This window comes from Streptomyces sp. NPDC051576, from assembly GCF_040681835.1.
GTDB lineage: Bacteria > Actinomycetota > Actinomycetes > Streptomycetales > Streptomycetaceae > Streptomyces.
In genome coordinates, this window is sequence record NZ_JBFAZO010000020.1 from 66,725 (window position 1) to 79,949 (window position 13,225).

Below are 13,225 nucleotides of genomic sequence, written 5' to 3' on the forward strand. Positions count from 1 at the left end.
CCTGTGACCAAGGTCTCTGCCGCGGGCGGTGATATGGATGGCAAGGTGGACAGAACGGGGGAGTCCACCGCACATCCGACCTTTGCGAGCCACCATGACCGCACACTCAGCCGGCGCCGCCCGCACCCGTATCCGCACCGGCGGCCCCGAGGACCAGGGTCCGAAGATCGCCGAGCACATCATGGGCTGGACCCTGGTCGTGGTGATCGCGATGCTCGTGACCCAAATCGGCCTGCTGTGACCTGGTGCATAAACGACCTGCCATACTGCGGTTGACCCAGCCCAGTTGGAGAGCCAGAGTCGAAATTGGAAATCAGTCAGCAGCGTGACGTCCCACGTCCTCGGGTGCGCGGTACCGAGCGTTCCTTGGCGCGCCGCGCCGAACTCATCACCATCGGCCGGAAGTTGTTCGCCGACACGTCCTACGACGCCCTGTCCATGGACGACATCGCACGGCAGGCCCATGTCGCCAAGGGGCTGATCTACTACTACTTCCAGTCCAAGCGCGGCTACTACCTGGCGATCATCAACGACTCGGTCGCCGACCTGGTGAACTTCGCGGCGAGCGGCCTCGAACTGCCCCAACTGGACCGCGTACAGCGCACGATGGACAGTTATCTGCGCTGGGCCGAGCACAACCAGGCCGCCTACCGCACCATCGTCAGCGGTGGCGTCGGCTTCGACACCGAGGTGCACGCCATCCGGGACGGGGTGCGCGCGGCGATCGTCGCGACCATCGCCGAAGGCGCCTACGGCCGTACCGACATCTCCCGGCTCGCCCGCATGGCCCTCTTCGGCTGGGTGTGCAGCGTCGAGGGCGCGACCCTGGAGTGGATCAGCGGCCCCGACCTGTCCCGCGAGACGATGCGCGAACTCCTCGTGAAGACCCTGGGCGGCACCCTGCGCGCCATCGAGGAACTGGACCCGGCCTGTCCGGCCCCGGCCCCGGCCCGCCGGGACGCCTGAGGCGGCGCTCCGGACCGGTTCCGGACGTCCGGGTTATTCTCGAAGTAAGCGGTCGTTAACTGGTGACGGCAGACCTCTGATCGGGCATACTCACAGCGCAGAGCCGCTGGTCAGCCGCTTCCGAGACCCGGGAGCGGGAGCAGCGGCCGCATCCGTGCGGTACCCGGCCACGTCGCCTCGACCCAAGGCGTACGCCCGCCGATGTGCCCGACAGGGAGGAGAGCGTCGCCATGCCCGACCGCGCCCCGCAACCGGTGGACCGGCAACTGCCCACGGACGAGGCCCGGGATCTGATCTCGCTGGCCCGCGACATCGCGCAGCGCGAGATCGCCCCGAGGGCGGCAGCGGAGGAGGACGCCGGACACTTCCCGCGCGAGGTCTTCACCCTGCTCTCCCGATCGGGACTGCTCGGCCTGCCCTACGACTCCGAGTACGGCGGCGGCGACCAGCCGTACGAGGTCTACCTCCAGGTCCTCGAAGAGCTGGCCGCGGCCCGCCTCACCGTCGGCCTCGGCGTCAGCGTCCACTCGCTGTCCTGCCACGCGCTGGCCAACTACGGCACCAAGCAGCAGCAGGTCGAGCACCTGCCCGCGATGCTCGGCGGCGGACTGCTCGGCGCCTACTGCCTCTCCGAACCGTCCTCCGGCTCCGACGCGGCCTCCCTGCGCACCAAGGCGGTGCGGGACGGCGACCACTGGGTCATCGACGGCACCAAGGCCTGGATCACCCACGGCGGCATCGCCGACTTCTACACGGTCATGGCCCGCACCGGCGAGGACGGCCCGCGCGGGATCAGCGCCTTCCTGGTGCCCGGCGACGCGCCCGGCCTGAGTGGCGCGGCACCCGAGAAGAAGATGGGCATGAAGGGCTCGCCCACCGCGCAGGTCCACTTCGACGGCGTCCGGGTCCCGGACGAGCGGCGCATCGGCGAGGAGGGCCAGGGCTTCGCGATCGCCCTGTCCGCGCTGGACTCCGGGCGGCTCGGCATCGCGGCCTGCGCGATCGGCCTGGCCCAGGCCGCGCTCGACGAGGCGGTGGCGTACGCGACCGGACGGCAGCAGTTCGGGCGGCCGATCTCCGACTTCCAGGGGCTGCGCTTCATGCTCGCCGACATGGCGACCCAGATCGAGGCGGGCCGGGCGCTCTACCTCGCGGCGGCCCGGCTGCGCGACGCGGGCCGGCCGTTCGCCAAGCAGGCGGCGATGGCCAAGCTGCACTGCACCGACACCGCGATGAAGGCGACCATCGACGCCGTCCAGGTGCTCGGCGGATACGGCTACACCGCGGACTTCCCGGTCGAGCGCTATATGCGCGAGGCCAAGGTCCTGCAGATCGTCGAGGGCACCAACCAGATCCAGCGCATGGTCATCGCCCGCCACCTGGCGGGTCCGGAGGCCCACCGAACTGGCTGAGCCCGAGCGGCGGCGCCGCCAGCCGCACCCACTCCGGGTCGTGACGCCCCGGCAGGGTGCGGCCCCGGTCGGCCCAAGTCCGCATGAGATCACGGTAGATGGGCGGATCCTGGGGCTGCGGCGGCGCCGGCTGAACCGATTCTGCGGGTGCGGGGACGTAGATACGGCGCTGACGCCCGGTCGGCGCATATGTGGGGGTCATACCAGGGCAACGTAAGAGCCCGACAACAGGTCACCGGCGCGGGTAATCGTGCGTACGTTCACCGGCGTCCGGCTCCCGGCCATGGCCATCGCACACTTCCTGACGTACCGTCACCTCCACTGTCCCCAGGGGAGGTTAGCCGTGGCAGACGACCGTCCCGTGCCCCTCGACGAATACCCCGTGCACCAGGTCCCCCTGTCGATGAAGCACGTCGCGACCGGCGACCGGAACGCCTACGACCGCTGCATCTTCCACGTCCTCGACCACGAGGGCCGCGCCCTGCTCATCCTCGGTCTCGGGGTCTACCCCAACGTCGGCGTGATCGACGCCTACGCGACCCTCCGCACCGGCGACACCCTGCACGCGGTCCGCGCCTCCGACGCCCTCGGTGAGGACCGCATGCACCTCGCCGTCGGCCCGCTGCACATCGAGGTCGAGAGGCCGCTGAGCCGACTGCGCCTGCGCTGCGAGGACAACTCCCTGTCGTACGACCTGACGTGGACCGCGGAGTTTCCCGCCCTGTGGGAGCCCCACCACGTCCAGTACCGCGGCGACCGGCTCACCCTCGAAGGCCGCCGCTTCGTCCAGGCGGGCGGGGTGGAGGGCGTGATCCGGGCCGGCGAGGAGGAGTTCCGCGTCTCCGCCGGCGACTGGACCGGTACCCGCGACCGCAGTTGGGGCGTGCGGCCCATCCCCGGTGAGGAGGGCGGCCGGCTCGCCGAGGACCACCCGACCGAGGGCTTCCACTGGATCTGGTGCCCGGTCCGCTTCGAGGACCGCTTCCTCATGGTCATCGTCCAGGAGGACGCCGACGGCTACCGCACCCTGAACGAGGCGACCGTCGTCCGCCCCGGCCACCGCGACCGCCAACTCGGCTGGCCCCAGGCCGAGATCACCTACCGCTCCGGCACCCGCCACCCCGAGCGCGCCCTCATCCGCCTCGGCGACGCCCACAAGCCCCAGGAACTCGATGTCGAGATCCTGACCTCCTCACCCCTGGCGACCGGCGCGGGCTACCCGCCCGCCGACGACTGGCAGCACGGCACCTGGCGCGGCCGCGCCTGGACCGACCGACGCACCTACGACCTCACCCGGCCCGCGCCGCTCGCCGCCTACGGCGTCACCGACCACGCGGCCCGCTTCCGCCTGGACGGGCGGATCGGCCACGGCATCTTCGAGCACGGCTCCTTCGGCCGCCACGACCCGAGCGGCTTCACCGGCTTCGACTCGGTCGCACCGTAGGGGAGTTGAGACATGGCGACGGCGCCCCGCCCCCGCACGACCACCCGAGACCCCGAGCAACTCGCCCACCGCCTCACCGCCTGGCTCGACACCCGCCTGACCGGCGCCCGGGCCGCCCGCGTCACCGTCCCCACGTCGAACGGCATGTCCAGCGAGACTCTGCTCTTCGACATCGAACACCCCGAACTACCGAACCAGGCCTGCGCGTTGAGACTCGCGGCCGACCCGGCGGCGTACTCCGTCTTCCCGGTCTACGACATGCCGCGCCAGTACCGCACCATGCGCCTGGTCGCCGACCGCACGGACCTCCCGGTGCCGAAGGTGCACTGGCTGGAGGAGGACCCCGGCCCGCTCGGCGCACCCTTCTTCGTCATGGAGCGCGCCGAGGGACGCGTACCGCCGGACGTCATGCCCTATACGTACGAGGGCAATTGGCTGCACGCGGCCACCGACGCGGAACGCGCACACCTGGAGGCCGCCTCGATCGGACTCATCGCCCGCCTCCACGACCAAGTCCCGCTCGCGGAGGCCGACTTCCTCACCCTCCCGGGCGACGGCGACGCTCTGCACCGCCATGTCTCATCCCAACGTGCCTACTACGACTGGGTGGTTGACGGAGTCGCCCGCTCACCGCTGATCGAGAGCGCCTTCGACCGGCTGACGGACCTCTGGCCGTCCGACCCGGGTGAACCGGTCCTCAACTGGGGCGACGCGCGCATCGGGAACGTCGTCTACGACGGCTTCGACCCCGTCGCCGTCCTGGACTGGGAGATGGCGGCGACGGCCCCGCGCGAGGTGGACCTCGGCTGGACCGTCTATCTGCATCGCTTCTTCCAGGACCTCACGGTCGCCTTCGGCCAGGCGGGCCTGCCGGAGTTCTTCCGCCGGGACCGGGTGGAGGCCCGGTACGCCGAACTCACCGGCCACACCCCGCGCGACATGGACTTCTACACCCTGTACGCGGCGCTGCGGCACGCGATCGTGATGCTGCGCATCGCCTATCGGCAGGTGCACTTCGGGGAGACGGCCGTCCCGGCGGACCCGGACACACTGATCCTGCACCACGGCAGCCTGCGGGCCATGGTGCAGGGCAGTTACTGGGGTTGAGCGAGAGCGCTCAGGCGGCGCGGCGCATGTCCGGCACGCGCATCGGGCGCGAGCTGGGACCGCCGACGTGCGAGAAGGGCTGGGTGCGCCAGTCCAGCCCCTGAGGGAGCGTCAACAGCAGCGCGGTGTCCTGCTCCTGGAGCTCCGCGGACTCGTCGGCGGAGCGGGCGTCGGCCGCCTGGCGTCCCGTGCCGGCGCAGACCGTCAGCCCGAACGGGTTCCACGGTGAGGCGCACAGCGCGTGCTCCGGCAGGACCTCCTCGTCCGCGAGGAGCGCGATGGGCTGCACGCAGTCCGGGCAGATCACCCGGTACATCTCGAAGGTGTCGTACTCGTCGAGCTCGTCGGCCTCGAAACCGTCGGGTTCGACGCCCTCCGGCTCGGGCTCGACGACGAGCTGCGGCCGCTTGGGCGCGGTGCGTCCAGGGCGCTTAAGACTCTGCATGGGTTTCTCCCCCTACTGGGCTGGGCCGTGAAGGCGCTGCGGCCTCGACCACAGCAAGCACTTCCCGTCCCGTCTCCGCGGTAATCACGAGACCATCACGGAGAGCGTTCGGGGCCTGTGGCGTTCGTCACATGCAACATCACGAACCGGGTATGACCTGCGCGGCTCGGCTATCGGAGGAGATCAGCCGCCATGTAAGTTCTTGCGCCATGGAGGAGCTGGACCGACAAATCGTGCAGCTGCTCGTCAAGGACGGGCGGATGAGTTACACAGACCTGGGCAAGGCCACGGGCCTGTCCACGTCGGCCGTGCACCAACGGGTGCGCCGGCTGGAGCAGCGTGGTGTCATCCGCGGGTACGCGGCGGTGGTCGACCCGGAGGCGGTGGGCCTGCCCATGACCGCCTTCATCTCGGTCAAACCGTTCGACCCCAGCGCCCCCGACGACATCGCGGAGCGCCTCTCCGGCGTCCCCGAGATCGAGGCCTGCCACAGCGTCGCGGGCGACGAGAACTACATCCTCAAGGTGCGGGTGTCCACCCCGCACGAACTGGAGGAGCTGCTGGCCCGGCTGCGCGGTCTGGCCGGGGTCTCGACCCGGACCACGGTGGTGCTGTCGACGCCGTACGAGGCCCGCCCGCCGCGCATCTGACCGACCTGCGTGCGGGGCCGTGCCGGTGAGGCGCGAGACTGTTCCCCATGAGTGAGCGCACCCCCGAACCGACCACCGTCCTGCTCCGCCGCGGCGAAGTCCACAGCCCCGCCGACCCCTTCGCCACCGCGATGGTCGTGGAGCGCGGCCAGGTCGCCTGGGTCGGCTCCGAGGGGGCCGCCGACGCGTTCGCGGACGGGGTCGACGAGGTGGTCGACCTGGACGGCGCGCTGGTCACCCCGGCGTTCGCCGACGCACATGTGCACACGACTGCCACCGGCCTCGCGCTCACCGGCCTCGACCTGTCCGACGCGCCCTCCCTGGAGGCGGCGCTGTCCCTCGTCCGGGACTTCGCCGCCGCCCGCCCGGCCGACCGCGTGCTGCTCGGCCACGGCTGGGACGCCGCCCGCTGGCCGGGGGGCCGCCCGCCGACCCGCGCCGAACTCGACACGGCGACCGGCGGACGCCCGCTCTACCTCTCCCGCATCGACGTCCACTCCGCGGTCGTCAGCACGGCCCTGCTCGACCTGGTCCCCGGCTTCGAGGCCCCGGACGGCCCCCTCACCGCCGACGCCCACCACGCCGTACGCTCCACCGCGCTGGCCGCGATCACGCCGGAGCAGCGCACCGCGGCCCAGCGTGCCGCCCTCGCCCACGCGGCCTCCCTGGGTGTCGGCTCGGTCCACGAGTGCGCGGGACCCGAGATCTCCTCCGAGGACGACTTCACGGGCCTGCTGCGGCTCGCTGCCGAGGAGCTGGGACCACGCGTCGTCGGCTACTGGGCCGAGCAGGACGTGACCAAGGCGCGCGAGCTGGGCGCCGTAGGAGCGGCGGGGGACCTCTTCGTGGACGGCGCGCTCGGCTCGCACACCGCCTGCCTGCACCAGCCGTACGCCGACGCCGGGCACACCGGCATCGCGTACCTGGATGCGGACGCCGTCGCCGCCCATGTCGTCGCCTGCACCGAGGCGGGCCTCCAGGCGGGCTTCCACGCCATCGGGGACGCCGCGGTGACCGCCGTGGTCGACGGCGTCCGTATCGCCGCCGAGAAGGTCGGCCTGGCCCGCGTGCGCGCCGCCCGGCACCGCGTCGAACACGCCGAGCTGCTCACCCCGGAGACCGTCGCGGCCTTCGCCGAACTGGGTCTGACCGCGTCCGTGCAGCCCGCCTTCGACGCCCTGTGGGGCGGGGAGGACGGCATGTACGCCCAGCGCCTGGGCGCCGAGCGGGCCCGCGCCCTGAACCCCTTCGCGGCCCTGCTCCGGGCCGGTGTTCCGCTCGCCTTCGGCTCCGACAGTCCGGTCACCCCGGTCGACCCGTGGGGCACGGTCCGCGCCGCCGCGTTCCACCGGACGGGTGAACACCGGATTTCCGTGCGCGCCGCGTTCACCGCGCATACGCGGGGCGGCTGGCGGGCCGTAGGACGGGACGACGCGGGTGTTCTGGTCCCGGGCGCGCCCGCCGACTACGCCGTCTGGCGGACCGACGCCCTGGTCGTGCAGGCGCCCGACGACCGGGTCGCGCGCTGGTCGACGGACCCGCGCTCCGGCACACCCGGACTGCCCGACCTGACGCCGGGCGGCGAGCTCCCCGTCTGCCTGCGCACCGTCGTGGGCGGACGGACGGTGTTCGTACGGCCGGGCGAGTGATCTCCCGGGGTGGCGCGCCCCCGATCCACGGCCGCCGGCCTGTCGCGCGACCTGCGCATCCTCTGCCCTGACCAGCCGGTTGACGGAGAAAGTGCAGATCAGACCGCTGTTGACAGGCGGGCGCAGGGGGCCGGTAGGTTCGTCCGAGTCCACCACCGGACGCCCGACCGGGGAACCTCCGAACAATCGCCGAAGCGCCGCTGGGTCAGGGATGGTGTGCCGCACCGGGGCACCGTCACTGGGAGCCAGGCTCAGCGCCAGCGCCACGGCGAGGGAACGTTCCGGCCGGTCGGCTGGTGTGACCCGGGTGGGGCCCGGACGTCCAGTAGACAACGGCTTTGGTCGACCCGCAGCCGGCGGGTCCCAGGTCGGCCCGAAGGGCGCCGGGCCCCCATCCGCAGCACACAGGTGCCAAAATGGGCATCCTTACCCCGTTCTTGTCGAATCGACACCACCGTACGAACGGCCTGGCACGTCATCCCAGGCGGTGGCCACTATGGTGGACGCCTGCGTACGGACATGAAGGGGCAGCAGTGAACGACGGCGACGGAGCCCTCGCGGCACAGGCCCAGGGGCGGAAGTTCGGCCCGCTCGGCACGGCCTTGGTGATCATCCCGACCTACAACGAGGCGGAGAACATCAAGTCCATCGTCGGTCGGGTGCGGCAGTCGGTCCCCGAGGCTCATGTCCTCGTGGCCGACGACAACAGCCCCGACGGCACGGGCAAGCTGGCCGACGAGCTGGCGGCCGAGGACGAACAGGTCCAGGTGTTGCACCGCAAGGGCAAGGAAGGCCTCGGAGCCGCCTACCTCGCGGGCTTCCACTGGGGCATGGACAACGGCTACGGCGTGCTCATCGAGATGGACGCCGACGGCTCCCACCAGCCCGAGGAGCTGCCCCGGCTGCTCACCGCCCTCAAGGGCGCGGACCTGGTGCTCGGCTCCCGCTGGGTGCCCGGCGGCCGGGTGGTGAACTGGCCGAAGTCCCGTGAGTTCATCTCCCGCGGCGGCAGCCTGTACTCGCGCGTGGCCCTCGACCTGCCGCTGCGCGACATCACGGGCGGCTACCGCGCCTTCCGGCGCGAGACCCTCGAAGGCCTCGGACTGGACGACGTGGCCTCTCAGGGCTACTGCTTCCAGGTCGACCTGGCCCGCCGCGCCGTCAAGGCCGGCTACCACGTCGTCGAGGTCCCCATCACCTTCGTGGAGCGCGAACTCGGCGACTCCAAGATGAGCCGCGACATCCTCGTCGAGGCCCTGTGGCGGGTCACCACCTGGGGCGTGGGGGAGCGGATCGGCAAGCTCCGCGGCCGGGGAAAGCCCACACAGCCGTAGCCCCACGACCTCACAGGCCTCGTCGATCATGCCCTTATCCCGCACTGAGCCGGGCCCAGGCACACTGGACGTATGACGACTGGCGCACCTACCCCTTCCACCGCCGCCCGGCCTCCGCGTTCCCGGCTGCGCACGTTCCTGCCGCTGGGCATCGCCGCGTGGCTGGTGCTGGAGATCTGGCTGCTGACCGTGGTGGCGGGCGCGTCGAGCGGGCTGACGGTCTTCCTGCTGCTGCTCGCCGGGTTCGTGCTCGGCGCGGTGGTGATCAAGCGGGCGGGCCGGCGGGCCTTCCAGAACCTGAGCCAGGCCGTGCAGCAGGGCACCGCCCCGGCCAGCGGCGGTGGCAGCGGCCTGATGATGCTGGGCGGGCTGCTGCTGATGATCCCGGGGCTGATCTCGGACGTGGCGGGGCTGCTCCTGCTGGTTCCGCCGGTCCAGAAGGCCCTGGCGCGCTATGCGGAGCGCACGGTCGAGCGGAAGCTGGGCAAGGCCGCCCCGGGAACCCTCGGGGACGCCTTTCAGCAGGCCCGTATGCACCGCCCGGACGGCAAGGTCGTCCAGGGCGAGGTCGTACGGGACGAGCCCGACGGCGGCGCCCCGCAGGACCCGCGCCCGCCGCTCACCCGCTGACACTCCACTCCGGACAGGCAAAAGCGCGGGCGCCGTACACGTTCGTACGGCGCCCGCGCTTACTTGCTTGTGCGGTAGAACCGCTCCGCACCTTCAGGACTAGGCCGACTTGCGGCTGTCCCTCGGGTGTACCGCGATATTCATCGCGCCGGAACGGAGAACGGCAAGACGCTCCTCAAGGACCTCTTCGAGTTCCTCGCGGGTGCGCCGCTCCATCAGCATGTCCCAATGGGTACGCGCGGGCTTGGCCTTCTTTTCCTCAGGGCCGTCGCCGTCGACCAGGAGTGCCTGGGCCCCGCAGACCTTGCACTCCCACTCCGGCGGAATCTCCGCCTCGACCGAGAAGGGCATCTCAAAGCGATGTCCCTTCTCGCATGCGTACTCCACGGCCTGGCGTGGCGCCAGGTCGATACCGCGGTCCGTCTCGTAGCTGGTCACCACGAGGCGCGTGCCGCGAAGAGCTCGCTCACTCATGAATCGTGCCTCCCGGGCTTGTCGCCCACAGGACAGGTGTCGCTGTCGTCGTCATCCGGTCAACGTCCGGTCGGCGGTAAAGATTCCCGTACGGGGTCATGCGTCGCCGTCGTAGCCGCCCCTTGTTGTACCCACCAGCGCCCGGTTTGTCACATCTACTAGCAGATGTCACCTAGCGATTCGTCATCTTTGACGCGCAGTAACGGTACGCCAGGCAGGCCAAACGCGTACACTACCGCCCTTTCGCCTCCAGCGCTAAATCCTCTCGGGAAGAGGATTCCCCGCGTCGCTGATCGCCCGGGCCACCGGAACCCGTGCGAGCAGCACGAACCCGATGGCGAAGAAGGCCACCAGGGAGACGATGGCGTCCCGATAACTTCCGGTCAGCTGGTATGTCACCCCGAACAGAAGGGGGCCCAGCCAGCTCATGCCCCGATCGCTCATCTCGTACGCCGAGAAGTACTCGGCCTCCTTGCCGGGCGGTACGAGATGGGAGAACAGGGACCGCGACAGTGCCTGGCTGCCGCCCAGCACCAGCCCGATCCCGGCGGCCAGAACAAAGAACCAGACGGGCGCGTGGGCGGGCAGGAAGTATCCGGCGGCCAGCGTCACCGTCCATGCGACGAGCGAGCCGAGAATCGTCCGCTTGGCTCCGTACGCCCGGGCGAGTCGCCCCATGCCGAGCGCGCCGGCCACCGCGAGCACCTGGACCATCAGCACGGCTGTGATGAGCGTCGACTGGCTCAGGCCCAGCTCCTCGGAACCGTAGACGGAGGCCTGCGAGATCACCGTCTGGATGCCGTCGTTGTAGATCAGGTAGGCGAACAGGAAGGACAGCGTGAGCGGTTTGCCGCGCATGTCCCGGACCGTCGCCGCGAGCTGCCGCCAGCCCTGCGCCGTAGGTGCCTCGGAGGCCGTACGGCCGCGGTCGCGCAGCCGTTTCAGCGGTACGACGGTGAAGGCGCCCCACCAGATGCCGGCCGAGGCGAGACAGATGCGGACGGCCATCGACTCGGACAGGCCGAAGGAGTCGTGGGCGGTGAACAGGATCAGGTTCGCGATCAGGACCAGGGAACCGGCCGCGTAGCCGAAGGCCCAGCCGCGAGAGGAGACCGCGTCCCGTTCCTCGGGCGGGGCGATCTGCGGGAGGTAGGAGTTGTAGACGACCATCGAGACGGCCACCGAGGAGTTGGCGACGATCAGCAGGAAACCGCCCAGCAGATAGCGATCGCCGTCCAGGAAGAAGAGTCCCGTGGTGGCGGTCGCGCCCACATAGGCGGCGAGCGCCAGCAGCGGCTTCTTGCGGCCGGTCCGGTCGGCCGCCGCGCCCGCCAGCGGCATCAGCAGGACCGCCACGATGACGGACGCGGAGACGGTGTAGGCGAAGAAGGATCCCGCCCGTACCGGAATCCCCAGGGGATGCACGAACCCGTCCGGGTCGGCCGCCGACTTGGCTACCGACGTCAGATAGGGGCCCAGGAACACGGTCAGCACGCTCGCCGAGTAGACGGAGCAGGCCCAGTCGTAGAAGTACCAGCCGCGCTGTTCGCGCCGCCGCTCGGCGGCCTCGTCGGCCGCCGGTGACCGCAGGGTGTCGGTGCCCACCCGTGCCCTCGCTTCCCCGTGCACGCGTCGACCCGGGGCTCAGGCCCAGACGCCCCGATCCACCATGACCTCGCGCAGTGTGTCGATGTGATCGGTCATGATGCCATCCACTCCCAGGTCCAGGAGCCGGTGCATGCGATCGGCCTCGTTGATGGTCCACACGTGGACCTGCACCCCGCGCGCGTGGGCGGCCCGGACGAAGCGCCGGTCGACCACGGGGACGCCCGACTGCTCCTCGGGAACCTGGGCGGCGACCGCCGAGCGGCGCACCGGGAGGGGCGCTCCCCAGGAGCGCAGCCGCAGGTTCAGCACCCCTCGCGTGCCGAACGACGTGGCCAGCCGCGGCCCGGCCAGATGCTGGGCGCGGACCACGCGGGCCTCGGAGAAGGAGCCCACGCAGACGCGGTTCCAGGAGTCGGTGCGCTCCAGGAGATCCAGGAAGGGGCGCAGGGCCGGCTCCGCCTTGATGTCGACGTTCCAGCGCACCTCGGGGAAGGTCTCCAGCAACTCCTCGAAGAGGGGCACCGGTTCGCGGCCCGCCACGCGCGCGTGGCTCACGTCCGACCAGAACAGGTCCGCGATCCGGCCGGCCCCGTCGGTCACCCGGTCCAGGGTCTCGTCGTGGAAGGCGACGAGCTTCCCGTCCGCCGTGGCGTGCACGTCCGTCTCGATGTACCGGTAGCCCAGCTCGACCGCGCGCCGGAACTGGAACACGGTGTTCTCCAGGCCGTCCGCCGCGCCGCCCCGGTGGGCGAAGGGGATGGGGCCGGGGTGGTCGAGATACGGATGACGTATGAGCGTGGTCACCCGGGCAGTATCGCCGCCTCCGGTGACCCGGCGGCTACGACCGTGCTGCCGCCGGATGCCGACGGGGCGGCGAACACGCGCAGGAACAACTGGGCGAGCGGGCCGATCGCCAGCGCGTACAGCAGGGTGCCGATGCCGACGGTGCCGCCGAGAACGAAGCCGGTGGCCACGACCGCTACCTCGATCGCCGTCCGGATCAGGCGGATGGAGCGGCCGGTGCGCCGGTGCAGCCCGGTCATCAGTCCGTCGCGCGGGCCCGGTCCGAAGCTCGCGGAGATGTAGAGGCCGGTCGCGACCCCGTTGAGCAGGATGCCGGCGAGCAGCAGCGGAATCCGTACGGCCAGGCCGTGCGCCTCGGGCACCAGTGCGAGGGTGCCGTCCATGGCCAGGCCGACCACGAACACGTTGGAGACCGTGCCCAGGCCGGGGCGCTGGCGCAGCGGGATCCACAGGAGCAGCACCGCCGCGCCCACGATGATCGAGACGACGCCGATCGTCAGGCCGGTGAGTTCGGCGAGGCCCTGGTGCAGCACGTTCCAGGGCTCCAGGCCCAGGCCCGACACCACCAGGAGCGCCGAGCTGGCGCCGTAGAGCGCGAGTCCGACGTAGAGCTGGACCAACCGTCGTCCGAGACGGTTTCGCGTGGACAAAGGGTGCCCCCTGGTGGTGGTAGTGGCCTGACGCATGACACTCTGTGGCTTG

14 protein-coding genes are annotated in these 13,225 nt (G+C 71.0%); 9 read left to right on the forward strand and 5 right to left on the reverse strand.

The window, feature by feature from the left end; genetic code table 11:
• Positions 1 to 94: 94 nt before the first annotated feature.
• From AB0M63_RS43505 to AB0M63_RS43525, 5 genes are all read left to right on the forward strand, one after another.
• On the forward strand, positions 95 to 241 hold the full coding sequence (locus AB0M63_RS43505) for an SCO1431 family membrane protein (protein ID WP_355918529.1): 147 nt from the start codon (positions 95 to 97) through the stop codon (positions 239 to 241).
• A gap of 65 nt (positions 242 to 306) precedes the next feature.
• On the forward strand, positions 307 to 966 hold the full coding sequence (locus AB0M63_RS43510) for a TetR/AcrR family transcriptional regulator (protein WP_366023279.1): 660 nt from the start codon (positions 307 to 309) through the stop codon (positions 964 to 966).
• A 230-nt stretch (positions 967 to 1,196) separates the two neighbouring features.
• Positions 1,197 to 2,378, forward strand: a complete 1,182-nt coding sequence (locus AB0M63_RS43515; protein ID WP_366023280.1) for an acyl-CoA dehydrogenase family protein — start codon at positions 1,197 to 1,199, stop codon at positions 2,376 to 2,378.
• A 343-nt stretch (positions 2,379 to 2,721) separates the two neighbouring features.
• Complete coding sequence (locus tag AB0M63_RS43520) at positions 2,722 to 3,822, forward strand: hypothetical protein (RefSeq protein ID WP_355918519.1); 1,101 nt, start codon at positions 2,722 to 2,724, stop codon at positions 3,820 to 3,822.
• A 12-nt stretch (positions 3,823 to 3,834) separates the two neighbouring features.
• Positions 3,835 to 4,929 carry a phosphotransferase family protein gene (locus AB0M63_RS43525; protein ID WP_366023281.1) on the forward strand — a complete coding sequence of 365 codons (1,095 nt, stop codon included), beginning with the start codon at positions 3,835 to 3,837 and terminating at the stop codon, positions 4,927 to 4,929.
• A gap of 10 nt (positions 4,930 to 4,939) precedes the next feature.
• Here the strand turns inward: AB0M63_RS43525 and AB0M63_RS43530 are convergent, their stop codons facing one another.
• Complete coding sequence (locus AB0M63_RS43530) at positions 4,940 to 5,374, reverse strand: hypothetical protein (protein ID WP_355918513.1); 435 nt, start codon at positions 5,372 to 5,374, stop codon at positions 4,940 to 4,942.
• A gap of 209 nt (positions 5,375 to 5,583) precedes the next feature.
• Between AB0M63_RS43530 and AB0M63_RS43535 the strand changes: the two genes are divergently transcribed.
• From AB0M63_RS43535 to fxsA, 4 genes are all read left to right on the forward strand, one after another.
• Positions 5,584 to 6,024 carry an Lrp/AsnC family transcriptional regulator gene (locus AB0M63_RS43535; protein ID WP_317881683.1) on the forward strand — a complete coding sequence of 147 codons (441 nt, stop codon included), beginning with the start codon at positions 5,584 to 5,586 and terminating at the stop codon, positions 6,022 to 6,024.
• 47 nt (positions 6,025 to 6,071) lie between these two features.
• Complete coding sequence (locus AB0M63_RS43540) at positions 6,072 to 7,673, forward strand: amidohydrolase (RefSeq protein WP_366023282.1); 1,602 nt, start codon at positions 6,072 to 6,074, stop codon at positions 7,671 to 7,673.
• 533 nt (positions 7,674 to 8,206) lie between these two features.
• Positions 8,207 to 9,007, forward strand: coding sequence for a polyprenol monophosphomannose synthase (locus AB0M63_RS43545; RefSeq protein WP_355918507.1), 801 nt, complete (start codon positions 8,207 to 8,209; stop codon positions 9,005 to 9,007).
• 72 nt (positions 9,008 to 9,079) lie between these two features.
• On the forward strand, positions 9,080 to 9,637 hold the full coding sequence (fxsA, locus tag AB0M63_RS43550) for an FxsA family membrane protein (protein ID WP_355918504.1): 558 nt from the start codon (positions 9,080 to 9,082) through the stop codon (positions 9,635 to 9,637).
• 99 nt (positions 9,638 to 9,736) lie between these two features.
• On the opposite strand, the gene AB0M63_RS43555 is transcribed toward fxsA, so the two are convergent.
• The 4 genes from AB0M63_RS43555 to AB0M63_RS43570 all read right to left on the reverse strand — a co-directional run bounded on the left by AB0M63_RS43555 (position 9,737) and on the right by AB0M63_RS43570 (position 13,209).
• Positions 9,737 to 10,111: an RNA polymerase-binding protein RbpA gene (locus AB0M63_RS43555; RefSeq protein ID WP_003977404.1), complete on the reverse strand. Its 375-nt coding sequence runs from the start codon at positions 10,109 to 10,111 to the stop codon at positions 9,737 to 9,739.
• A gap of 255 nt (positions 10,112 to 10,366) precedes the next feature.
• Positions 10,367 to 11,716 carry an MFS transporter gene (locus AB0M63_RS43560; protein ID WP_366023283.1) on the reverse strand — a complete coding sequence of 450 codons (1,350 nt, stop codon included), beginning with the start codon at positions 11,714 to 11,716 and terminating at the stop codon, positions 10,367 to 10,369.
• A gap of 39 nt (positions 11,717 to 11,755) precedes the next feature.
• Complete coding sequence (locus AB0M63_RS43565; RefSeq protein ID WP_366023284.1) at positions 11,756 to 12,523, reverse strand: glycerophosphodiester phosphodiesterase; 768 nt, start codon at positions 12,521 to 12,523, stop codon at positions 11,756 to 11,758.
• Positions 12,520 to 13,209: a hypothetical protein gene (locus AB0M63_RS43570; RefSeq protein WP_366023285.1), complete on the reverse strand. Its 690-nt coding sequence runs from the start codon at positions 13,207 to 13,209 to the stop codon at positions 12,520 to 12,522. The genes AB0M63_RS43565 and AB0M63_RS43570 overlap by 4 nt, the downstream gene beginning before the upstream one ends.
• Positions 13,210 to 13,225: the final 16 nt, after the last annotated feature.